22 protein-coding genes are annotated in these 22,974 nt (G+C 69.8%); 8 read left to right on the top strand and 14 right to left on the bottom strand.

Annotated features, from left to right (window positions below; translation table 11 throughout):
- Nucleotides 1–311: 311 nt before the first annotated feature.
- Genes DMB80_RS13495 through DMB80_RS13480 form a run of 4 tightly spaced genes read right to left on the bottom strand, consistent with a single transcriptional unit; the run spans nt 312 to nt 3,908 of the window.
- Complete coding sequence (locus tag DMB80_RS13495) at nt 312–1,286, bottom strand: glycine betaine ABC transporter substrate-binding protein (protein WP_111510306.1); 975 nt, start codon at nt 1,284–1,286, stop codon at nt 312–314.
- Entirely contained in the window at nt 1,283–2,068 is a 786-nt protein-coding gene (locus DMB80_RS13490; protein WP_111510305.1) for an ABC transporter permease, read from the bottom strand. The genes DMB80_RS13495 and DMB80_RS13490 overlap by 4 nt, the downstream gene beginning before the upstream one ends.
- A complete protein-coding gene (locus DMB80_RS13485; protein WP_111510304.1) occupies nt 2,065–3,243 on the bottom strand; it encodes an ABC transporter ATP-binding protein in 1,179 nt (392 codons plus the stop codon). Before DMB80_RS13485 ends, DMB80_RS13490 begins: the two co-directional genes overlap by 4 nt.
- Nucleotides 3,240–3,908, bottom strand: a complete 669-nt coding sequence (locus DMB80_RS13480; RefSeq protein ID WP_111510303.1) for an ABC transporter permease — start codon at nt 3,906–3,908, stop codon at nt 3,240–3,242. The genes DMB80_RS13485 and DMB80_RS13480 overlap by 4 nt, the downstream gene beginning before the upstream one ends.
- Before the next feature lie 186 nt (nt 3,909–4,094).
- On the opposite strand from DMB80_RS13480, the gene DMB80_RS13475 reads away from it, so the two are divergent.
- From DMB80_RS13475 to DMB80_RS13455, 5 genes are read left to right on the top strand one after another with little or no spacing between them, the layout of a single operon-like run.
- Nucleotides 4,095–5,009: a TauD/TfdA dioxygenase family protein gene (locus DMB80_RS13475; protein WP_111510302.1), complete on the top strand. Its 915-nt coding sequence runs from the start codon at nt 4,095–4,097 to the stop codon at nt 5,007–5,009.
- Between the two features lie 35 nt (nt 5,010–5,044).
- Complete coding sequence (gene cobG, locus DMB80_RS13470) at nt 5,045–6,181, top strand: precorrin-3B synthase (RefSeq protein ID WP_111510301.1); 1,137 nt, start codon at nt 5,045–5,047, stop codon at nt 6,179–6,181.
- 9 nt (nt 6,182–6,190) lie between these two features.
- Nucleotides 6,191–6,817, top strand: coding sequence for a precorrin-8X methylmutase (locus DMB80_RS13465; RefSeq protein WP_111510300.1), 627 nt, complete (start codon nt 6,191–6,193; stop codon nt 6,815–6,817).
- Between the two features lie 7 nt (nt 6,818–6,824).
- Nucleotides 6,825–8,339, top strand: coding sequence for a precorrin-2 C(20)-methyltransferase (locus DMB80_RS13460; RefSeq protein WP_111510299.1), 1,515 nt, complete (start codon nt 6,825–6,827; stop codon nt 8,337–8,339).
- Nucleotides 8,340–8,353: 14 nt separating this feature from the next.
- Entirely contained in the window at nt 8,354–9,433 is a 1,080-nt protein-coding gene (locus DMB80_RS13455) for a phosphotransferase family protein (RefSeq protein ID WP_111510298.1), read from the top strand.
- Here the strand turns inward: DMB80_RS13455 and cbiE are convergent.
- Nucleotides 9,396–10,583, bottom strand: coding sequence for a precorrin-6y C5,15-methyltransferase (decarboxylating) subunit CbiE (cbiE, locus tag DMB80_RS13450; protein WP_111510322.1), 1,188 nt, complete (start codon nt 10,581–10,583; stop codon nt 9,396–9,398). The two genes, DMB80_RS13455 and cbiE, sit on opposite strands and share 38 nt — an antisense overlap.
- Nucleotides 10,584–10,612: 29 nt before the next feature.
- Entirely contained in the window at nt 10,613–11,374 is a 762-nt protein-coding gene (locus DMB80_RS13445) for a decaprenylphospho-beta-D-erythro-pentofuranosid-2-ulose 2-reductase (RefSeq protein ID WP_111510297.1), read from the bottom strand.
- Nucleotides 11,375–11,409: 35 nt separating this feature from the next.
- Between DMB80_RS13445 and DMB80_RS13440 the strand changes: the two genes are divergently transcribed.
- Nucleotides 11,410–11,823 carry a F420-dependent biliverdin reductase gene (locus DMB80_RS13440; protein ID WP_111510296.1) on the top strand — a complete coding sequence of 138 codons (414 nt, stop codon included), beginning with the start codon at nt 11,410–11,412 and terminating at the stop codon, nt 11,821–11,823.
- Between the two features lie 4 nt (nt 11,824–11,827).
- Here the strand turns inward: DMB80_RS13440 and DMB80_RS13435 are convergent, their stop codons facing one another.
- On the bottom strand, nt 11,828–12,955 hold the full coding sequence (locus DMB80_RS13435) for a M24 family metallopeptidase (protein ID WP_111510321.1): 1,128 nt from the start codon (nt 12,953–12,955) through the stop codon (nt 11,828–11,830).
- 121 nt (nt 12,956–13,076) lie between these two features.
- Between DMB80_RS13435 and DMB80_RS13430 the strand changes: the two genes are divergently transcribed.
- Complete coding sequence (locus DMB80_RS13430) at nt 13,077–14,030, top strand: 5'-3' exonuclease (RefSeq protein ID WP_240431171.1); 954 nt, start codon at nt 13,077–13,079, stop codon at nt 14,028–14,030.
- A 22-nt stretch (nt 14,031–14,052) separates the two neighbouring features.
- Here the strand turns inward: DMB80_RS13430 and DMB80_RS13425 are convergent, their stop codons facing one another.
- From DMB80_RS13425 to DMB80_RS13400, 6 genes are all read right to left on the bottom strand, one after another.
- A complete protein-coding gene (locus tag DMB80_RS13425) occupies nt 14,053–14,832 on the bottom strand; it encodes a DUF4333 domain-containing protein (RefSeq protein ID WP_046365242.1) in 780 nt (259 codons plus the stop codon).
- Between the two features lie 49 nt (nt 14,833–14,881).
- On the bottom strand, nt 14,882–17,620 hold the full coding sequence (locus tag DMB80_RS13420; protein ID WP_240431170.1) for a DEAD/DEAH box helicase: 2,739 nt from the start codon (nt 17,618–17,620) through the stop codon (nt 14,882–14,884).
- A gap of 1 nt (nt 17,621) precedes the next feature.
- Nucleotides 17,622–18,569 carry a twin-arginine translocase subunit TatC gene (gene tatC, locus DMB80_RS13415; protein WP_111510293.1) on the bottom strand — a complete coding sequence of 316 codons (948 nt, stop codon included), beginning with the start codon at nt 18,567–18,569 and terminating at the stop codon, nt 17,622–17,624.
- 75 nt (nt 18,570–18,644) lie between these two features.
- Nucleotides 18,645–18,890, bottom strand: coding sequence for a Sec-independent protein translocase subunit TatA (gene tatA / locus DMB80_RS13410; RefSeq protein ID WP_046365209.1), 246 nt, complete (start codon nt 18,888–18,890; stop codon nt 18,645–18,647).
- A gap of 30 nt (nt 18,891–18,920) precedes the next feature.
- Complete coding sequence (locus DMB80_RS13405; RefSeq protein WP_046365210.1) at nt 18,921–19,895, bottom strand: helix-turn-helix transcriptional regulator; 975 nt, start codon at nt 19,893–19,895, stop codon at nt 18,921–18,923.
- On the bottom strand, nt 19,892–20,893 hold the full coding sequence (locus tag DMB80_RS13400; protein WP_111510292.1) for a helix-turn-helix transcriptional regulator: 1,002 nt from the start codon (nt 20,891–20,893) through the stop codon (nt 19,892–19,894). The genes DMB80_RS13405 and DMB80_RS13400 overlap by 4 nt, the downstream gene beginning before the upstream one ends.
- A 71-nt stretch (nt 20,894–20,964) precedes the next feature.
- Here DMB80_RS13400 and DMB80_RS13395 point away from each other — a divergent pair, with 71 nt between their 5' ends.
- Entirely contained in the window at nt 20,965–21,552 is a 588-nt protein-coding gene (locus DMB80_RS13395) for a class I SAM-dependent methyltransferase (protein ID WP_111510291.1), read from the top strand.
- Here the strand turns inward: DMB80_RS13395 and pafA are convergent.
- Entirely contained in the window at nt 21,545–22,903 is a 1,359-nt protein-coding gene (gene pafA / locus DMB80_RS13390; RefSeq protein WP_110797983.1) for a Pup--protein ligase, read from the bottom strand. The genes DMB80_RS13395 and pafA overlap by 8 nt on opposite strands.
- Nucleotides 22,904–22,974: the final 71 nt, after the last annotated feature.

Below are 22,974 nucleotides of genomic sequence, written 5' to 3'. Positions count from 1 at the left end.
CCCCATTCGTACCGGACTCCGGCGAGCTCCGTGACCTCGGCGTGGTCAGTGGACGGTTCGAACCGTCAGCGGTTCCAGCGGCCGTACCAGGTCTGCCGGTAGGGCGTGCCCGCGACAACGGCGAGACCGCCGATGACGATGGCGAATGCGATGAGTGTGAACATCGTTGTTCCTTTCCCGCGACCCCGATGATCACGAGGCCACTGAGCGCAGACGGTACCGCCGGTACCGGGTTCTCAGCGGGAAAGGTGCGGCACGGAACTCATGCCGCAATTCTGTGACAACCGTCACATCAGACGATGCCGAAGCTGTCAGCCGGCCGTCACGAAGCCCCGCGACACCATCCAGTCGCGGGCCACCACGCTGGGGTCGCGACCGTCGACGTCGACCTGCTTGTTCAGCTCCGTGATGACCTCGTTGGTGATCGCCGCCGTGACCGGCGCGGTCACCTCGGCGATCTCGGGATGGGCCTCGAAGAAGCTCCGCTTCATCGTCACGGACGGGTTGTAGTGCGCGAAGAACTGCTTGTCGTCTTCGAGCACTGTGAGATCCAGAGCCACGATCCGGCCGTCGGTGGTGAAGACCTCCCCGAAGTCGCACTGCGTGCCGTCGGCCGTGGCCTGATAGATGATCCCGACCTGCAGGATGGGGGTGTTCGCGCGGGCCGGATCGAAACCGTACGCCGACGCCATGCCTGGGAAACCGTCCTGCCGGGCCCGGAACTCGGTGTCGACGCAGGTGCGCGCGGCGGCAGGATCGCGCATGACGAGCGCAGCGTAGTCCGACAGCGTCCGGACGCCGGTGCGCTCGACCGTGCGCGTGCTGGCAGCCAGCGCGTAGGTGTCGTCCATCGGCCCCGGCTCCAGCCACACCATGTCGTTGCGGGCGAGATCCTCGTCGCGCACCGCCTCGTACTGCTTGCGGGTGTCGGGCAGAGGCTTCTCGTGGCCCAGGTAGTTGATCCAGGCATTGCCGGTGAACTCGTAGGCGACGTCGACCTGACCGGACAGCTGGGCGCCCCGGGTGCTGCGACTGCCCACGATGCCGGTCAGGTCGCGTACCTGCGCGCCGGCAGCGGCGAGCGTGTACTCCAGGATGTAGCCGAGGATGACCTGCTCGGTGTACTCCTTGGAGCCGACGGTGATCTGCACCCCTTCCAGACCCGGCGTGGGCTTGATCGAGCCCGGCCCGACCTGCAGCGGAACCGCGCTGCCCGACCCCAGCCCGCAGGCGGTCGTCACCAGCAGGACCACGGCGGCGAGCGCAGCCAGCCCGCGGCGGCTCATCGCAGACCCTTGGGGCCGACGTAGAACTCGGCGAGCCCGCCCAGCCAATCCACCAGCAGCGCCAGACAGACCGCGAGCACGCTGCCGAGAATCAGGGTCACGTTGTCCTGCAACTTGTATCCGGTGTCGATGAGGATGCCCAGGCCGCCGGCATTGACGAGGAACGACAGCGTGGCGGTGCCCACTGCCAACACCAGGGACGTCCGCAGCCCGGCGAGGATGAACGGCACCGCGAGCGGGAGTTCTACGCGCGTGAGAAGGGCGGCGCGCGACATCCCCTGTCCGAGACCGGCATCGATCAGCGCCCGGTCCACGCGGTCGATGCCGAGGATCGTGCTCGACAGCACCGGGAGCAGCGAGTACAGCGCGATCGGCAGTACACCGATCCAGAAGCCGGTACGCGCTGTCAGCAGGAACAGCAGCACCAGCAGGCCGATCGCGGGAGCCGCCTGACCGACATTCGCGATGCCGATCACGAAGGGCCGCAACGCTTTCGCTCCCGGCCGCGTGACCAGGACACCGAGCGGCACCCCGACCAGCACGACGATGGCGGTGACCGCCGCGGTGATCAGCAGGTGCTGCCAGATCAGTGTCGCCACACTGGCGGGATTGATGTTCTCGCGCTGGGTGGCGGTCAGGTCGCGATCGAACGCCCAGAACACCACGGCGGCCGCGACGATCAGCACCAGCACGGGCTGGATGAACAACCGCAGCCGCTCGGCGGCCGTGCGCGCCGGCGCACCGGAAGTGGCCGTATCCGGGTTCGCGGTCTGAGTGGTCACGACGGGGCGTCCCCGTCGGCTGGCTCTTCGGCGGCACTGTCTTCGGCCTCGTGACGCAACCGCGTGATGGTGTCGATGAGGGTGTCGAGGGTGACCACGCCTTCGTACCGACCTCCGGGGCCGGTCACGACGGCCGAGGCGTGCTGTTCGGCCAGGATCGCCTCCAGGGCGTCCTCGAGCGTCGCCTGGGTGCTGACCACGTCGAGGTGCTCTGCGGCATCGGCGAGTGCGCCGGCATGCCGCAACCGGTTGGCGCGCACCCAGCTGACGGGCCGTCCCCGGTCGTCGAGCACGACCGCCCAGTCACAGTCGCTTGCGGCGATGGTCGCGCGCACCTGGTCGACGGTGTCGTCGTGGCGCACGGACGGCCGCGACTCCAGTGCCACGTCCTTCACCCGCAACAGTCCGAGTTGACGCAGTGACGCCCCGGAGCCGACGAAGCCCGCCACGGTGTCGTCGGCCGGGCTGGCCAGGATGTTCTGCGGGGTGTCGTACTGCAACACCGCCGACTGCTGGCCGAGCACGGCGATGCGGTCTCCGAGCTTGACCGCCTCTCCGAAGTCGTGGGTGACGAAAACGATCGTCTTGTGCAGTTCGTCCTGCAGCCGCAGTAATTCGTCCTGCAGCGTGCTGCGCGTGATCGGGTCCACCGCGCCGAACGGCTCGTCCATCAGCAGCACCGGCGGATCGGCAGCCAGCGCGCGGGCGACGCCCACTCGCTGCTGCTGCCCACCGGAGAGCTGGCGGGGATAGCGATCGGCGTACTGGCCAGGTTCGAGCCCCACCAGGTCGAGCAATTCGTCGACCCGGTCGGCGATGCGCTGCCGGTCCCACTTGAGCAGACCGGGTACGAGCGCGACATTCTGCCGAATGGTCATGTGCGGGAACAGACCTGCCTGCTGGATCGCATAACCGATCGAGCGGCGCAGCTCGGTCGGTTTGATCGACAGGGCGTCGTCGTCGCCGATGAGGATGCGGCCGGACGTCGGCTCGCTGAGCCGGTTGATCATGCGCATCGTGGTGGTCTTCCCGCAGCCCGACGGCCCGACGAACACGACGATCTCGCCGGCCGGGATGTCGAGTGACACATCGTCGACCGCGGGCTGCTTCGCCCCGGGATAGACCTTGGACACATGGTCGAGTTCGATGCGAACCCCGGTGACATCGGTTGTCATCGAACACCTTTCGATGTGGTCAAGCGCCCGACGAGAACCAGGATGGCGTCGAGCGCGAGGGCGAGGATGACGATCAGCAGCGTCGCGGTCAACGCCATCGGCAACGCGGTGGGACTGCCCACCCGCGCCAGCCCGGCGAAGATCAGGTTGCCCAGACCGGGCCCCTTGACGTAGGCCGCGATCGCGAGCACTCCCATCGACATCTGCGTGCTCAACCGCATCGCCGACAGGATCGCCGGCCAGACGAGCCGTAGCTCCACGCGCGTCAGCGTGCCCAGCCGGCTCATCCCGATGCCCCGCGCCGCATCGGTCAGCGCGGGATCGACGGAGTTCAGCCCGACGATCGTGTTGCGGATGATCGGCAGCAGCGAATACAGCACCAGAGCCGCGACGCTGGGAATCACCCCGAGCCCGAACAGCGGGATAAGGAGACCGAGCAGAGCGAACGCCGGAACGGTCAGGATCACGCTCGACGTCGTCGTCGCGAGGTTTGCCGCCAGCGTGTTGCGGTAGGTCAGCACCCCGATGACCACGCCGATGACCGTCGCGATCAGCACGCTCTGCACGACGGCACTGACGTGCTGATACGAGTCGAACAGCAACTGTTCGTAGTGGGTGGAGACATACCCCCACACCGTTGAATTCGAGGTGGAATTCGAGGTCACCGCGTCACTCCCACAGCCCCCTCGATTTCGTGCGCCTTTGCTGACTCGATGCGCTCCGGTCGTGCTGCGTTACCCGATCTTCACCCGCGCGAAACGGCACGGGTTCGACTCTCGGTGAACCTAAGGCTGGGCGGGCGTCCCTCTCGCAGAGGACAGTCGCGCGAGAACGTCACGAGGAGGCAGTCGATGGTTCGAGTGGTCAAGCTGGGTGCCGTGATCGGCGCGCGCATCGAGGGTGTCGATCTGGCCCGCGGTATCGATGCCGCCACCGCAGCGCAGATCAACGACGCTCTGCTCGAACACAAGGTGATCTTCTTCCGGGGCCAGCACGATCTCGACGACGAGGGTCAGCTGGCCTTCGCGCGGTCGCTGGGCACCCCGACGATCGCGCACCCGACGGTGACCTCGCGCGGGACGAAGGTGCTGCCGATCGACTCCCGCTACGACAAGGCCAACAGCTGGCACACCGACGTCACGTTCGTCGATCGGATCCCGAAGGCGTCGATCCTGCGTGCCGTCACGCTGCCGCCCTACGGCGGGAGCACCACGTGGGCGTCGACGGAAGCCGCCTACGACCGGCTCCCGGAGCCGCTGCGCGCGCTGGCCGAGAACCTGTGGGCTGTTCACACCAACACCTACGACTACGCCAAGGACATCGACGGCCGGCGAGAAGCGCTGGCCGACACCGAACGTCAGTACCGCGAAGAATTCGTCTCGGACTACTACGAGACCGAACACCCGGTGGTGCGGATCCACCCCGAGACGGGGCGGCGGGTGCTGCTGCTGGGCAACTTCGTCAAGGGCTTCGTCGGCCTCGGACGCACCGAGTCGGCGGCCCTGTTCGACCTGTTGCAGACGCGCATCACCAAGCTGGAGCACACGGTGCGATGGAACTGGGAGCTCGGCGATCTGGCCGTGTGGGACAATCGTGCCACTCAGCACTACGCGATCGCGGACTACGACGACCAGTTCCGCCGCCTGACGCGGGTGACGCTGGCCGGTGACGTTCCCGTCGACGTCCACGGGCAGCGCAGCCGGGTGATCGCCGGTGACGCATCGACATACTCCGACATCGTCGTGCCGGTGCGGCTGGTCAGCTGAGAACGGCGCCAGGGCCGCCCGCGTACCGTGGTCGGATGGCCAGAAGCCGGGACACCGACGCCTGTCCCGGCGCGCTCCAGACGCACCGGGCCGCCGACGGCGACCTGGCCCGCGTTCGGCTGCCGGCGGGAATGCTGACCGCAGAGCAGATGGAGGCCATCGCCACCGCCGCTCTCGATCTCGCCGCACCGGCGCTGGAGCTCACCTCCCGGGGCAACGTGCAGATCCGCGGTATCCGCGACGTGGCGGAACTCGGGCGTCGACTCACCGAAGCCGGTCTGCTGCCGTCGCCGGACCGCGAGAAGATCCGCAACATCGTGGCGTCGCCGCTGTCGGGGCGCCAGGGCGGTCTGCTCGACGTCCGCGCGATGGTGCACGCGCTCGATGTCGCGCTGCAGCAGGACCCGACACTGACCGATCTGCCGGGGCGCTTCCTGTTCGGTATCGACGACGGTCGCGGCGACATCGCCGGCCTCGGCGCCGACGTCGCCGGCTGTGCCGTCAGCCCGGACACCGTTGCGGTTGTGCTGTCCGGCACCGACACCGGGGTCCGGGTGCCCGCAGCCGACGCGGTCGACACGCTGCTGGCCATTGCCCGCCGGTTCGTCTCGGTGCGGGGAAAAGCCTGGCGGATCAAGGAATTGGCGACACCCGAGGTCGTTGTGGACGGGTTCGGCGCGACGGCGCCGCCCGGCCGGACATGGCCGGCGCGAACCCGTCCCCCGGTCGGCTGGCTCACCCAGGACGACGGCCGGATCACTCTCGGCGCGGCCGTGCCGCTGGGTGTGCTCGACGCCGAGCTGGCCCGCTACCTGGCCGCGGTGCAGGCGCCCCTGGTGATCACGCCCTGGCGATCGGTGCTGATCGCCGACCTCGACGACGGGGTGGCCGACGCGGCGCTGCGCGTGCTGGCACCCCTGGGATTCGTGTTCGACGAGGCGTCGCCGTGGCTGTCCGTGTCGGCCTGCACGGGCCGGCCGGGCTGCGCACACGCAGTGGCCGACGTGCGCGCCGACGCCGCGGCTGCGCTCACCGACTCCGCAGCACTCGACGACGCAGCGCCACGTCACCGGCACTTCGTCGGCTGCGACCGGGCGTGCGGCAGCCCCCCGGACGCGGACGTGCTGATCGCCACCGGAGATGGCTACCAACCGCGGCGGGCCCACCCGTAGGGTGATCGGGTGCTCGACTACATCCGCGATGCCGGGGAGATCTACCGGCAGTCGTTCGCGACGATCCGTGCCGAGTCCGACCTGTCCGGGTTCCCCGCCGACGTCGCCCGGGTCGTGGTCCGGTTGATCCACACCTGCGGCCAGACCGACGTGCCAGAGCATGTCGCCTACACCCCCGACGTCGTCGTCCGGGCCTACGAGGCGCTGGCCTCCGGTGCCCCGATCCTGTGCGACTCGTCGATGGTCGCCGCCGGAATCACCCGCTCGCGGCTCCCCGCCGACAACGAGGTGGTCTCCCTCGTCGCCGACGAGCGGGCACCGGCATTCGCAGCCCAGCACGCCACCACCCGCTCCGCGGCGGCGGTCGACCTGTGGGCCGACCGGCTGCCCGGCGCCGTGATGGCGATCGGCAACGCCCCGACGGCCCTGTTCCGACTTCTCGAGCTCGTCGACGGCGGGGTCGCGCCGCCGGCAGCGGTACTCGGCGGCCCGGTGGGCTTCGTCGGGTCCGCGCAGTCCAAGCAGGAACTCATCGACGACCCGCGCGGCATGTCCTATCTGGTGGTCACCGGCCGGCGCGGCGGCAGCGCGATGGCCGCCGCCGCCGTCAACGCGATTGCGACAACCATCGAATGAGCGAACGATGAGCGAACGCGGCACGCTGTGGGGGGTCGGCCTGGGACCGGGCGACCCCGAACTGGTGACGGTCAAGGCAGCCCGGGTGATCGGCGAGGCCGACGTGGTGGCCTACCACAGCGCCCGGCACGGCCGTAGCATCGCGCGCGGCATCGCCGAGCCCTACCTGCGCGCCGATCAGATCGAGGAACATCTGGTCTACCCGGTCACCACCGAGACCTCCGAACATCCCGGGGGCTATGCGGGGGCGATGGAGGACTTCTACCGCGAGGCGGCCGCCCGTATCGCGGCGCACCTCGACGCCGGGCGGGACGTCGCGCTGCTGGCCGAGGGCGACCCGCTGTTCTACAGCTCGTACATGCACATGCACACCCGGCTGACGCAGCGCTTCGACGCCGTGATCGTGCCCGGGGTGACGTCGGTGAGCGCGGCGTCGGCAGCGGTGTCCACGCCGCTGGTCCAGGGCGATCAGGTGCTGACCATCCTTCCGGGCACCATGGCGCCCGCCGAGCTCGAACGCCGCCTCGCCGACACCGACGCAGCCATCATCATGAAACTCGGCCGCTCCTATCCTGCTGTGCGGCAAGCACTCTCGGCCGCCGGTCGGCTGCAGGACACCTACTACGTGGAACGGGCCAGCACCTCGCGCCAGCGGGTGTTGCCCGCCGCCGATGTCGAGGACGACTCGGTGCCCTATTTCGCGCTGACCATGCTGCCGGGGCCGATGCAGGACCCGGACGCCCCGGGTTCGGCCACCGACGCCACCTCTGAGACGGCCACCGGATCGGTCACCGTCGTCGGGCTCGGTCCCGGCGGTACAGCCTGGATGACCCCGCAGAGTCGCCGCGAGCTCGCCGCGGCCACCGACCTCATCGGTTACGGGCCCTACCTGGACCGCGTCGGGGTACGCGAGGGCCAGCGCCGGCACCCGAGCGACAACACCGACGAACCGGCCCGCGCCCGCCTCGCCTGTTCACTGGCCGAGCAGGGCCACGCCGTGGCTGTGGTGTCCTCCGGAGACCCGGGGGTGTTCGCGATGGCGACAGCGGTGCTCGAAGAAGCCAAACAGTGGCCCGGCGTGGACGTCCGGGTGATCCCGGCGATGACGGCCGCGCAGGCGGTGGCCAGTCGGGTGGGAGCCCCGCTCGGGCACGACTACGCCGTGATCTCGCTGTCGGATCGCCTCAAGCCGTGGGAGATCATCGCGGCGCGGCTGGACGCGGCCGCGCGCGCCGACATGGTGCTGGCGATCTACAACCCGGCGTCGAAGACGCGGACCTGGCAGGTGGGTGCGATGCGCGACCTCCTGTTGGCCCATCGCGATGCCGGCACGCCGGTCGTGATCGGTCGCGACGTCGCCGGACCGACAGAGTCGGTGCGCGTGGTACGCCTGGCCGACCTCGATCCCGCCGACGTCGACATGCGGTGCCTGCTGATCGTGGGATCGTCGCAGACGCAGTGGTATTCGGCGGAGCCGAACCCCGATCGGGTGTTCACGCCGCGGTACTACCCGCAGCAGTGACGGAGGGCGCAGCCATGACCATTCCCCGCACGCCGGCCGACATCACCGCCGCCTGGTTGAGCTCGGCGCTGGGCGCTGCCGTCACCGATGCCGACGTGACCCCGATCGGCACGGGGCAGACCGGCGCCACCTACCGGGTGAGCGTGACCTACGCCGGCGCGACGAGCCTGCCCGCGACGTTCGCGGTGAAGTTGCCCGCCCAGGACGACGCGGTGCGCGAACGGGTGGCGCTGGGATACAAGTCGGAAGTCGAGTTCTACGCCGCGGTCAGCGCCGAGGTCGCCGTGCCGGTGCCGGCCTGTGTGCACAGCGACATCTCCTCCGATGGAATGGATTTCGTACTCGTGCTGGCCGACATGGCGCCGGCCGAACAGGGCGATCAGCTCGCGGGCTGTACGCCGGACGAGGCGGCGCTGGCCGTCGACGCGCTGGCCGGCCTGCACGGCCCCAGCTGGTGTCAGGCGCGCTGGTACGAGTTGACCTCGATCATCATGCCCAAGCCTGGCGACGAAGCCGCGGCCGCCGGTATGGGCGAGGTGTCGGCGATGGCGGCCACCATCACCCTCGACCGCCTCGGCGCGCGGATCAGCGATGCCGATCGCGAGACCCTGACGACGTCGATGAACCTGGTGACACCGTGGCTGTCGGCCGAGGCAGACCGGTTCTCACTGCTGCACGGCGACTTCCGGCTGGACAATCTGCTGTTCGACCCGCAGCGCACGCGGGTCACCGTCGTGGACTGGCAGACCATCGGGCTCGGACTGCCGGCCCGCGACCTCGCCTACTTCACCGCGACCAGCTTGGCGCCCGAGACCCGCGCCACGGTCGAACGGGACCTCGTGCAGCGCTACCACGCCGCGGTGTCGGGGTACGGCGTCACCGACTACGACCTCGACACCTGTTGGCAGGACTACCGTCTCGGAGCTCTGCAGGCTCCGTTCCTGACGGCGCTGGGGTTCGCGTTCTCGGCATCCACCGACCGCGGGGACGAGATGATCCTGGCCATGCTGAGCCGGGGCTGCCGGGCGGTGCGTGAACTCGGCACGATCGAGTTGATCAGGTCGTATCAGGCTTGGTCACCGACCACTGCATGACCGGCATCGCGGGCCGCCACCCGGTGAACGCACCGACCGGCTCGCCGCGGTAGTGCTGAAACTTCGCCAGCTCTCCCCCGTGTTGTGAATACCACTGGACGAGAACGGCTTCCGACTCCGCCGTGACCACGTTGGCGACGAGCCGACCACCGGCGGGCAGCCGCTCCCAGCAGGCCTGCAGCAGGCCGGGGTTCGTGACTCCGCCGCCGACGAAGATCGCCGCGGGCGTGGGTGCGTCCGTCAGCTCGGCCGGTGCGCTGCCGCGGATGTCGATGGCCACGCCGAATGTCCGCGCGTTGTCGGCGATCCGGCGGCGCCGTTCGCTGTCGCGTTCGAAAGCAATGGCGCGACAACCGGATCCGGTCAGGCACCATTCGATCGCGACGCTGCCCGATCCGGCACCGACGTCCCAGAGCAACTCCCCCGGGCGCGGCGCCAGCGCGGTCAGGGTGACCGCCCGCATCCCCTGCTTGGTGAGCTGCCCGTCGTGGTCGAACAGATCGTCGGGTAGCGCACCGGAGCGGCGATCGTCAGGGAGGTATCGCACCGCGACGACGTTGAGGTCGTCGACGTCGCCCGGCGGGCGCGCGACCCACTCCCGTGCCGTCGACGAGCGGCGCAGCTCCCGTGGCCCGCCGAGCTGTTCGAGGATCGTCACCTCGGAATCCCCACGGCCCGTTGCGGTCAACAGCCGCGCCAACTCGACGGGGCTGGCGCGATCCCTCGACAGCACCACGGCCTGTCCGCCACGCCTGATGGCACTGACCGTGTCCGCGGTGACCAGGCTGATCACCTCGGTGTCCTGCACCGCCCACCCGAGCCGTGAGCACGCCAGCGTCACCGACGACACGTGCGGCAGGACCGCGACCCGGTCTGCCCCGTACGCGCGGATCAGCGTGCTGCCGATGCCGTGCAGCAGCGGGTCACCGCTGGCGATCACGTGGACATCGGCGTCCGCGCCGTCGAGCAGCGTGTCGATCGCGGGTAACAGCGGACTCGGCCACGGCCGCCGCACCGCCCGCACGCTGTCGTCGAGCAGAGCGAGTTGACGCTGCGATCCGTAAATCACTGTGGCCCTCGCCAATTCGGTGCGCGCAGGCGGGGCAAGGCCGGCCATCCCGTCGGCGCCGATCCCGACGACGACGATCATGGCGTGTCCGTTCGTCTCGCGAGCGCTCATCACCTCGGCAACCTCCGCCACACCGGGCGCGGCGTGACGCGAAACGCTGCCGCCAGACCGACCAGGGCGACCGGCACCCACACCACGCTGCGTCCGCGCCGCAGCGCGGCCACAGTGGCGTCCGCGACGTGCCCGGGCGTGCTGGACAGCGGCGCGGGCGTCATGCCTTCGGTCATCCGGCCGACCACGAAGCCCGGCCGCACCAGCAGCAGCCGCACGCCGGTGCCGTGCAGGGCGTCGGTCAACCCGCTGCAGAAGGCATCCAGACCGGCCTTGGCCGACCCGTAGACGTAGTTCGCCCGCCGCGCCCGCACCCCGGCCACCGACGAGAACGCGATCAGCGTCCCGCGCCCGGCGGACCGCATCGTCTCGGCGAGCACCGTCAGGAGGCTGACCTGCGCGACGTAATCGGTGTGCACGATCGCGGCCGCATGGGCGGCATCCCGCTCGGCCAGTGCCTGGTCGCCGAGAATGCCGAAGGCCAGCACCGCGGTGCCGATCGCGCCGTGGCGCGCCACGATGTCGGCGACGACGCTGGCGTGGGAGCCCAGGTCGTCGGCGTCGAAGGCGACCGTGTGCACCTCGCGGGCGCCCGCGTCGTGCAGCGCCGTGGTCTGGGCGATGAGATCGTCGGGTCGGCGTGCCGCCAGCACCACCGTGGCACCGCTGGCCAGCCGGCGCGCCACCTCGATGCCGATCTCGCTGCGGCCTCCGAACACCACGACCAGGTCGGTGTCGGCCGTCTGAGCCGTGTCTTTCATGGCTGCGATTATGTCCTGCGCTAGCGTGGAGCCCGATGGGCAAGGCAACCACGCGGCTGACCACCGATGCGATCGCATTCCTGACGGAGCGGCATCTGGCGATGCTCACGACGCTGCGGTCGGACAATTCTCCCCACGTGGTCGCCGTCGGGTTCACGTTCGACCCGGCCACCCACATCGCGCGCGTGATCACCACCGGCGGCTCGCAGAAGGCCGTCAACGCCGACCAGCGCGGCGTCGCGGTGCTCAGCCAGGTCGACGGTGCACGCTGGCTCTCGCTGGAGGGCTCCTCCACCGTCCACACCGAGGAAGACAAGGTGCGCGACGCCGAACGGCGGTATGCGCAGCGCTATCGGACGCCGCGACCGAACCCCAAGCGGGTCGTGATCGAGGTGCGGGTGGAGCGGGTGCTCGGCTCGTCGGGTCTGCTGGACCGGGGCGAGAGCTAGCCGGTCACACCGGCACCACGACCAGGTCGTGGGGCTGGTTGTTCACCGACTCCGAGCCGTCGGCGGTGACGATCACGATGTCCTCGATGCGCGCCCCCCACTGCCCGGGGAAGTAGACGCCCGGCTCGACGGAGAAGGCCATGCCCTCCTGCAGCGGCAGGTCGTTGCCGGCGACGATGTAAGGCTCCTCGTGCACCGACAATCCGATGCCGTGTCCGGTGCGGTGCACGAAGTACTCGGCGAGTCCCTCGGCGGCCAGCACGTCGCGCGCCGCGGCGTCGACCTGTTCGGCGGTGACACCGGGACGCACGGCTGCCACCGCGGCCTGCTGGGCCCGCTGGAGCACCCCATAGCGGCGAGCCACTTCCGGGTCGGGTTCGCCGATGCTGTACGTGCGAGTGGAGTCGGAGTTGTAGCCGGGTTCGTACGGGCCGCCGATGTCGACGACCACGATGTCACCGGCCTGCAGTGCGCGGTCCGAGCATTCGTGGTGGGGATCGGCCCCATGCGGTCCGGAACCGACGATGATGAAGGCCACCTCTGAATGTCCTTCAGCCACAATGGCTTCGGCGATGTCAGCGGCGACGTCTGCCTCGGTGCGGCCGGGGGTGAGGAATTCGGGCACCCGCGCATGCACCCGGTCGATCGCGGCTCCGGCCTTGCGCAGCGCGTCGATCTCGGCCGGGTCCTTGACCATGCGCAGCGTGCGCAGCACGTCGGTGGCGAGCACCGGCACCGCGCCGAGCACTCCGGCCAGCGGTAGCAGGTGCAGCGCGGGCATCGCGTCGGTCACTGCCACGCTCACCGGGGCACCGCCCAGCGCATCGGCGACCAGAGCGTAAGGATCATCGCCGTCGACCCAGTCACGCACGGTCACGTCGAGGTCGGGCACCGCCGACTCCTTCAGCGAGGCCAGCTCCATGCGGGGCACCACGATCGTCGGCGTGCCGTCGGCCGGGAGCACCAGCGCGGTCAGCCGCTCGAACGTCTGCGCCTGCGAGCCCACCAGGTAGCGCAGGTCGTAGCCGGGGGTGATGACCAGACCGGCAAGTCCCGCGTCGGCCGCGGCGCGGGCCGCGGCCTGCAGGCGGTGGGCGTACACGTCGGTGCCGAATCGGGACTGTGCGCTCATGCCCACCAGGTTAGTGCCCACGTTCCCTCGCGCGACCAGACGCGAACTCGCGCGACACGCCGGGCAGAACACTCGAGTTCGCGTCTGGTCGCCGGAGAAACCGGCCTGGCAGGATGGCGGGGTGACTGCTCCCCTGGTGCTGCTCGACGGCGCGAGCATGTGGTTCCGCTCGTATTTCGGTGTGCCGTCGTCGATCACCGCACCCGACGGCCGTCCCGTCAACGCGCTGCGCGGCTTCCTCGACGCCGTCGCGACCGTGATCACCCGCGAACAGCCCCACCGCCTGGTGGTGTGCCGCGACGACGACTGGCGCCCGCAATGGCGGGTCGACCTGGTGCCGTCGTACAAGGCCCACCGGGTGGTGCAGGAAAACCCCGGCGACGAGCCCGACATCGAAGAAGTACCCGACGAGCTGACCCCGCAGGTCGACATGATCATGGAGATCCTCGACGCGTTCGGCATCGCGACCGCCGGCGCGCCCGACCACGAAGCCGACGATGTCCTGGGCACCCTGGCCAGTCGGGAGACCCGCGATCCGGTCGTGGTCGTCAGCGGCGACCGCGACCTGCTGCAGGTCGTCCGCGACGAGCCGACCCCGGTGCGGGTCCTCTACCTGGGCCGCGGCCTGGCCAAGGCCACGAAGTACGGGCCCGCCGAGGTGGCCGAGAACTACGGCGTGCCGATCGACCGCGCCGGCCCGGCCTACGCCGAACTCGCGCTGCTGCGCGGCGACCCGTCCGACGGGCTGCCCGGGGTGGCGGGCATCGGCGAGAAGACCGCCTCGACCCTGCTGACGAAGTACGGATCGCTGGCGGAACTGCGTGGTGCCATCGAGGATCCGGCGTCGAAACTGGCCAAGGCGCAGCGCACCAAGCTGCGTTCGGCCGCCGAGTACCTGGCCGCCGCCGAACCCGTGGTGCGCGTCGCCACCGACGCACCGGTCACGTTCTCCCGGTCCGACGACACGCTGCCGCTGGCCGCCGAGCACCCGCGCAAAGTCGTCGAACTCGCCGAACGCTACGGCGTGTCGTCGTCGATCGGCCGCCTGCAGAAGGCGCTCGACGGCCTGCCCTGACGAGCCGGGCTGACGGGCCGGACTACTTGGGCCGGCCCACCTCGTAGGTGCCCTTGTCGTCCTGGAAGGTGACGGTGACCTGGCGCTTGGTGCCGTCGATGCTGACCTCGCAGTTGAAGGTGTCACCCTTCTTCACCGTCGGGCTGACGCCGTTGTTGCACTTGACGTTGCTGACGTTCTTGGCGCCGTATCCATTGGTCTGATCGGTCAGGATCTGCTGCACACCGGTCTGCGCGGCGTTGACGTCGAGCTTGGTGGTCACGAAGAAGCCCGGCTTCCAGAATCCGAGGACCAGCACGACCGCGACGATGATCGCGGCGAGCAGGCCGACGATGGTCCCGACGACGGCCATCGACTTCTTGGAGCCTTCTTCGCCGCCCGGGGCCTGGTAGTTCGGGTACTGGCCGTACTGCCCGGGTTGACCCGGTTGTCCGTACTGACCGGGCTGCCCCGGCTGCTGGCCGTAGGCGCCGGGCTGCCCGTACTGCGGCTGCTGACCGTAGGCGCCGGGCTGGCCGTACTGTCCCGGCGGCGGGTATCCGGTGGGACTGGTCCCGTACTGCTCCGTCGGCGGGTACTGCTGCGGCGGGTACGTGGGCTGCTGGTACTGCGGGTACTGCTGCGGCGTGTAGGCCGGCGGCTGCCAGGACTGCTGGTCCGGCGCCTGCGGCTGCTGCGACCCGGACGGCGGCTGCCAACCCTGGTTGGCGGCTGCCTCGCTCGACGGCTGCTGCTCCGCGCCAGACTCAGGCTGATGACCCGGCCACTGCTGGTTCGGATCAGATCCCTGCGGTCCGCTCATTTCTCTCCTCGGTCGTGCGCGGCGGTCTGGTGGTGTAGCTGGCCACACACTACCCGGCGTCAACGGCCACGACGCCGCGCCGAACGTCGTTGATGGCGCGTTTCGCGGTCGCTCGCAAAGCCTGCGACGGCGCGGCGATGCGGACCTGATCGGCGAGATCGAGCACCTGGCGGCACCACCGCACGAAATCGCCCGCCGGCATCGTGACCCCGGTGCCGGGATCGCTGGCGGCCAGCGCGGAGGCGAGGTCCCCCGTGCTGGCCCACCGGTAGATCGCCGCGACGAAACCGTCGTCGGGTTCGCGGCTGGGCGCCAGCCGGTGCCGCTGCTCGTCGGACCGCAGCTCGGTCCACAGCCGGCGGGTCCGGTTCAGCGCGCGCCTCAGCCGGCCCGTCGGCACACCGGACCCGTCGGTCGGTCCGTGCCCGTCCCGCCGCGACTCGTAGAGCACCGACGACAGGGCCGCCGCGAGTTCCGGCGCATCGAGGTCGTCCCACACACCCGTGCGCAGACATTCGGCGACCAGCAGATCCGCCTCGCTGTAGATGCGGGCCAGCAGGCGACCGTCCGCGGTGACGGAACGGCTCTCGCCGTCCCCCGCGACGTAGCCGCGCTCGGTGAGCAGCACGACGATCCGGTCGAACGTGTGCGCCAGCGAGTTCGTCGCGGTCGCGATCTTGCGGCGCAACGCCTCGTTCTCGCGTTCCATCTTCAGGTAGCGCTCGGCCAGGCGCGCCTTGTCCTCCCGGTCGGGAAGCTGATGGGCCCGGTGGGCTCGCATCCGGTCGCGCAGCGCGGCCAGCTCGGGGTCGACGTCGGGTTCGTCGGCGGGACCGCTGCGGCGCCTGCGGGCCGACGGGACGTCGAGACCCGCCGCGGCCGACGTCAGCGCCGAGGCCAGATCGCGGCGCGCCCGCGGGTTGCGGTGTTCCACGCGTTTGGGCAGCGTCATGCGGCCCATCGGGCCGATCGCCCCCGAATAGTCGGCCGAGGAGATCCGGCCCGCCCAGCGGGTCTCGGTCAGGACCAGCGGGCGCGGGTCGTCGTCGTCACGGGCCGGCTCGAGGACGACGGCCAGCCCGCCGCGCCTGCCGTGGGTGATCGTGATGATGTCGCCGCGCCGCAGCGCGGTGAGCGCGTCGTTGGCGGCTTGCCTGCGCTGCAACCGGGATGCCCGCGACTGGGCGCGTTCCCGCTCACCGATCTGTGCCCGCAGCCGCGCGTAGTCGAGGATCGGTGCTTCTCGGCCGCCGAACTCGGCGGCGAGCTGGTCGAGCAGCTTCTCCGCCCGTTCGACGCCGCGCACCAGCCCGACCACCGACCGGTCTGCCTGATACTGCGCGAACGACCGCTCGAGCAGCTGATGGGCCTGCTCGGGACCCATCTGGTGCACCAGATTGATGGTCATGTTGTAGGTCGGGGCGAACGAGCTGCGCAGCGGGAACGTCCGCGTCGACGCCAGCCCGGCCACCTCGGCCGGGTCGATGTCAGGGTTCCACAGCACCACCGCGTGGCCTTCGACGTCGATGCCGCGCCGACCGGCCCGACCGGTCAGCTGCGTGTATTCGCCGGGAGTGAGCGGCAGATGTTGCTCGCCGTTGAATTTCACCAACCGCTCCAGGACCACGGTGCGGGCCGGCATGTTGATGCCCAGCGCCAAGGTCTCGGTGGCGAACACCGCCTTGACCAGGCCCGCGGTGAACAGCTCCTCGACGGTGTGGCGGAACACCGGCAGCATGCCGGCGTGGTGGGCGGCCAGGCCGCGCAGCAGCCCCTCGCGCCACTCGTGGAAGTCGAGCACGATCAGATCCGAGTCGTTCAGATCGGCGGTACGGCGGTCGACGATCTCGGCGATGCGCGCCCGTTCGGAGTCGGTCGTCAGCCGGAGCGACGACCGCAGGCACTGCTTGACCGCGGCATCGCAGCCGGCCCGGGAGAAGATGAACGTGATCGCGGGCAGCAGATCGCGCTGCTCGAGCACGCTGATCACGTCGGCTCGGCCGGGCGTGCGGTAGATCGGTGGCCGCCCGCCCCGACCGCCGCGGCCCCGGGGTTGCCAGTCGGTGAGGCGGTCGGCTTCCCGGCGATGGGCGATGTGGCGCAACAACTCCGGATCGACCAGGAGGTCCCGACCACCACGCGGCGGACCCGAGGCTCGGTAGTCGAACAGATCCATCAGGCGCTTGCCGACCATCACGTGCTGCCACAGCGGGACCGGTCGGTGCTCGTCGACGACCACGGTGGTGTCGCCGCGCACGGTCTGAATCCAGCCGCCGAACTCCTCGGCGTTGCTCACCGTGGCCGACAGGCTGACCAGCCGCACGTCGTCGGGCAGGTGCAGGATCACCTCCTCCCACACCGCGCCGCGCATCCGGTCGGCCAGGAAGTGCACCTCGTCCATCACGACGTGCGAGAGTCCCTGCAGGGCGGGCGAATCCGCGTAGAGCATGTTGCGCAGCACCTCGGTGGTCATCACCACCACGTCCGCGTCGCCGTTGATGTTCTGGTCGCCGGTGAGCAGACCGATGCGCTCCGGGCCGTAGCGGCGCACCAGATCGTTGTGCTTCTGATTGCTCAGGGCCTTGATCGGCGTGGTGTAGAAGCACTTTCGGCCCGCTGCGAGGGCGAGGTGGACAGCGAACTCGCCGACAACCGTCTTCCCCGCGCCGGTGGGCGCGCACACCAGGACCCCGTGGCCGTGCGCCAGAGCGTCACAGGCACGGCGCTGGAACCCGTCCAGCGCGAACGGGATCAGTTCGGTGAACGCCGCGACCGAGTCAGCGGTCACCTCAGGTTGCATCGTCGTCGATCGACAGTCGCGATGGCGCGGGCACCGGTGACGGCGCTTCCACCGGCTCGGCCGCGCCGATCGGGGCGGCTTCGTCGTCACCGACGGTGTCGAGGGCGCGCCGCGCTTTCCGGCGGTCGTTGACGCGGGCGAGTTGGATCGCCACCTCGAGCAGCACCGTGAGCGCCAGCGCCAGGGCGAGCATCGAGAACGGGTCCGAGCCGGGGGTGGCGAACGCCGCGAACACGAACAGGCCCATGATCAGCCCGCGCCGCCATGCCTGCAGCCGCTCATAGGTGAGCACGCCGACCAGATTGAGCATGACGATCAGCAGCGGGAACTCGAAGCTGATCCCGAACACCAGAAGGAGGTTGATCAAGAAGCCGAAGTACTGGTCGCCCGACAGAGCCGTCACCTGGACGTCGCTGCCGACCGTCAGCAGGAACCCCAACGCCTTGGACAGCACCACGTAGGCCAGCACCGCGCCGGTCATGAACAGGGCCGCCCCCATCGTGACGAAGGCGATCGCGAACCGGCGTTCGCGGCTGTAGAGGCCCGGGGTGATGAACGCCCACAGCTGGTAGAGCCACACCGGGCAGGCCATCACCAGACCCGCGGTGAGGCCGACCTTCAGCCGCAGCATGAACTGGTCGAACGGCGCTGTGGCGAGGAGTCGGCACTCTCCGTCCGGCGCGATCGATGCGCGTGCCGACGCCGGCAGCGAACAGTAGGGGCCCCGCAACCAATCTCCGAGGCTGGGCAGGCCGAACGCGCCGTGGCTGTACCAGACGAAGCCCAGGATCGTGGTGAGCAGCACGGCGAGGACCGAGATGAGCAGACGTGTGCGTAGCTCGGTGAGGTGATCGACCAACGACATCGTGCCGTCGGGATTGACCCGGGAACGGCGCCGGCGAGGATCGAGCTTCTTGAAGAGTCCGGGAATCTGCACTATCGAAATGGCCTACCTGTCAACAGGCATTACGGCACGACGCGGACACTGCCCGCGTCGTGCCGAGGTGACGATTCAGGCGGGGCGCTTGTCCGACGACGGCTCGGTGTGCCCGACGGGCCGCTCGGCGTCGATCCGCTCCGACGAGATCTGAGTCGGCTGGTCCGACTTCCCGTCGGCCTGCATCTCCTTGATCTCGGACTTGAAGATGCGCATCGACTTGCCCAGGGAGCGGGCCGCGTCCGGCAGCTTCTTGGCACCGAAGAGCAGCACGAACACAGCGATGACGATGATCCAGTGCCAGGGTTGTAGACCACCCAATTTGGTTACCTCCAGACGTTGCGGTCGAGTCTACCCGCCGTCGGTGCCCACCCGATAGGCGTCGAGCGCGGCCACGGCCGCGCGCTGCACCCGTTCGGCGAGCGGCTGCGGCTCGAGAACGCGCACTGCGGAGCCGAAGCCGAGCACGAATCGGGCCATCCAGTCGTCGGAGGCGTAGGTCATCGCGGCGTCGCACGATCCGTCGGGATACTCGCGCAGCACCCTCAGCGGGTAGTAGTCGAACATCCACGACGCCGACCGGTCCACGCGCAGCGTCGCGGTGGGCAGCGACGGGTCTGCGGTGTCGGGGTCGAACAGCGACGTGTCGGGGCCGGCTTGCACGGCGGGCGGCGGGGGCGCCGACGGTTCGTCGAGCACCCGGGCGTCGACGATCCGGTCGAAGCGGAACAACCGGACCGCCTCGGCGGTGCGGCACCACGCCTCGAGATAGCTGTGGTCGGCGACCAGCACCACGCGGATCGGGTCGACCACCCTGGCCGAGAGCATGTCGTGGGAGGCCGAGTAGTACTCGATGGCCAGGGCCCGGTCGCCGCGCACCGCGGTCCGCACGGCCGCCGCCGCGTCGCTCTCCACCGGCGCCGGCTCGTCGACGGCGGTGCCCTCCACCGAAGCGCTGCCGGCCGCGGATTCGATCTTGGCGATCGCGCTGCGGGCCGCCTCGGGATCGACCATGCCCGGCACGTCGACCAGGGCGCGCAGGGCCACCAGGATGCCGGTGGCCTCGGGCGAGGTGAGCCGCAGCGGATGGTCGATACCCGCGGTGAACGTGACCTCGATGGTGTCGCCGGAGAACTCGAAGTCGATCAGGTCGCCGGGCCCGTAGCCGGGCAGGCCGCACATCCACAGCTGGTTGAGGTCGTCGCGCAGCTGTTTGACGCTGACCCCCAGGTCCGCGGCGGCCTCGTCGTAGGTGATCCTCGGGTTGGCCTGGAAGTACGGGACCATGTTCAGCAGCCGGACCAGCCGGGTGCTCAGCGCGGTCATGCCTGCACCTGCTGGACGCCGGCCTGGGCCCGCAGACGTGCGATGACGTCCTCGCGCAGGGACGCGGGCTCCAGCACCACGGCGTCGGCGCCGTAGCTGGCGATCTCGCGGGCGAGCCGGTCGAACATGCCGACGTCCACGGTGATCTCCTGCCCCAGCCGTCCGCCGAGCGTCTTCGCGCCGACCACGGTGGCCTGGCGGCGCAGCGCGGTTGCCCGTCCGTCGGCGACCCAGACACGGGCCTGCCCGGCACCGGGCCAGTCCCCCACCACCCGCGCGACGATCTCGCGCAGGTTGACCTCGGGCGGGCGCGCGACCGCGCCGGGCTCGCCGATCGGGGTCACCTCGGCGCCGATGCGGGAGAGCCGGAACGTCCGCACGGCGTCGCGGTCGCGGTCGTGGCCGACCAGATACCAGCGGCCCCGGTCGGTGACGACACCCCACGGTTCGACGGTGCGGGTCGTGTACGGCTCGCTGCGCGACGGCCGGTGCGGGAACTGCACCGCGCGGCCGGAATCGATGGCGGACAACAGGATTCCGAGGACGTCCTCGGAGCCGCGCAACCCGGGCAGCGCCGCGGTCGACGTGATCGTCACGTCGCCGTCGGGCGCGTCGACGTCGACTCCCGCGGCCCGCAGTTTGAGCAGGGCGCTCTGCGTGGCGGTGATCAGTTCGGGTGACTCCCACAGCTGGGTGGCCACCGCGACGGCAGCGGCCTCGTCGGCGGTCAACTCGACGGCGGGCAGCGCATACGCCTCGCGGTTGATCCGGTAGCCCTCCGTGGGGTCAGTGGACGACACCCGGCCCGTCTCCAGCGGGATGCCGAGGTCGCGGAGTTCGTTCTTGTCGCGCTCGAACATCCGGGAGAACGCCTCGTCGCTGGATCCGTCGGAGTAGCCGTAGACGGTGTCGCGGATCCGGTCGGCGGTGATGAACGTGCGCGTCGAGAGCAGCGCGATGACGAGGTTCATCAACCGTTCGACTTTCGAGATCCCCACGGCGTAGAGCTTAGGACGAATCGGCGGTGGGCTCGGACGGCTGTCGCGGCGCGCCATGACAGCATGGGCCGATGAGCAGCCGCTGGCAGTCCTCCGACCGGCCCCGCGGCGCCGACTACGACGCGCGATGGGCGCAGCTCGAGGCAGCTGGTCGCAGTGTGCACGGCGAGGCCGACCTCATCGAATCGCTGCTGCGCGCCTCAGGTGGCACCCGGGCGCTCGACGCCGGCTGCGGTACCGGGCGCGTCGCGATCGAATTGGCGGGCCGCGGCTTCTCCGTGGTCGGTGTCGACGCCGATCCCGCGATGCTGACCGTCGCCCGAGACAAGGCCCCCGAACTGCGGTGGGTCCAGGCCGATCTCGTCGACACCGCCACGGCGGTTCCCGACGAGTTCGACATGGTGGTGCTGGCGGGCAACGTGATGATCTTCCTCGACCAGGGCACCGAATCCACGGTCGTCGCGCAGCTCGCGGACCGGCTCACGCCCGGCGGATTGCTCGTGGCCGGCTTCCAGCTGCTCGCCGGCCGGCTGACGCTGCAGCGCTACGACGACATCGCGACCTCAGCGGGTCTGAGGCTGGTGCACCGCTGGGCGACCTGGGAGCAGGCGCCGTTCGACAACGGCGACTACGCCGTGTCGGTGCACCAACTCACATAGAAGCGATGAGCCTCTTGACCCTCTCGTCCACCGACCGGAACGGGTCCTTGCACAGCACCGTGCGCTGCGCCTGATCGTTGAGCTTGAGGTGCACCCAGTCGACGGTGAAGTCGCGGCCGGCTTCCTGTGCGGCGCTGATGAACTCGCCGCGGAGCTTGGCCCGGGTGGTCTGCGGCGGGGTGTTGACCGCCGCCTCGATCTCCTCGTCGGTGGTGATGCGGGTGGCCAGGCCCTTGCGCTGCAGCAGATCGAACACCCCGCGGCCCCGCTTGATGTCGTGGTAGGCGAGGTCGAGCTGGCTGATCTTGGCGTCGGAGAGATCCATGTTGTAGCGATCCTGGTAGCGCTGGAACAGCTTGCGCTTGATCACCCAGTCGATCTCGGTGTCGACTTTCGCGAAGTCCTGGCTCTCGACCGCGTCGAGCTGGCGGCCCCACAGGTCGACGACCTGCTCGATCTGGGTGTTGGGTTCGCGGGTCTGCAGGTACTCTACGGCGCGCGCGAAGTACTCGCGCTGGATGTCGAGCGCGCTGGCCTGCCTGCCGCCGGCCAGCCGCACCGGACGACGGCCGGTCAGGTCATGGCTGACCTCGCGGATCGCCCGGATGGGGTTGTCGAGGGAGAAGTCCCGGAATGCCACGCCGGCTTCGATCATCTCCAGCACCAACGATGCCGAGCCGACCTTGAGCATCGTGGTGGCTTCGCACATGTTGGAGTCGCCGACGATGACGTGCAGGCGCCGGTACTTCTCTGCGTCGGCGTGCGGCTCGTCGCGGGTGTTGATGATGGGGCGCGAGCGGGTGGTGGCGCTCGAGACGCCCTCCCAGATGTGCTCGGCGCGCTGCGACAGGCAGAACGTCGCCGCCTTGGGGGTCTGCAGGACCTTGCCGGCCCCACAGATCAGCTGGCGGGTCACCAGGAACGGCAGCAGCACGTCGGAGATCCGGGAGAACTCGCCGGCCCGCACGATCAGGTAGTTCTCGTGGCAGCCGTAGGAGTTGCCCGCGGAGTCGGTGTTGTTCTTGAACAGGTAGATGTCGCCGCCGATGCCCTCGTCGGCCAGGCGCTGTTCGGCGTCGATCAGCAGGTCTTCGAGCACGCGTTCGCCGGCGCGGTCGTGGGTGACCAGCTGGGTGAGGTTGTCACATTCGGCCGTCGCGTATTCGGGGTGGCTGCCGACGTCCAGGTACAGGCGCGCGCCGTTGCGGAGGAAGACGTTGCTGCTGCGGCCCCACGACACCACCCGCCGGAACAGGTAGCGGGCGACCTCGTCCGGACTCAGCCGGCGATGCCCGTGAAACGTGCAGGTCACGCCGAATTCGGTCTCGATGCCCATGATCCGTCGCTGCACCTCATCGAGACTACAAGCTGGTCGGCGCATGCGTGGGCGCCCACGCCCAAGACGCCTGTGGATAACCCCGG

The organism is Mycobacterium kyogaense (assembly GCF_003254575.1).
GTDB lineage: Bacteria > Actinomycetota > Actinomycetes > Mycobacteriales > Mycobacteriaceae > Mycobacterium > Mycobacterium kyogaense.
Note: the sequence above shows the minus strand (reverse complement) of the source record. Positions and strands in the feature narration are given on the sequence as shown.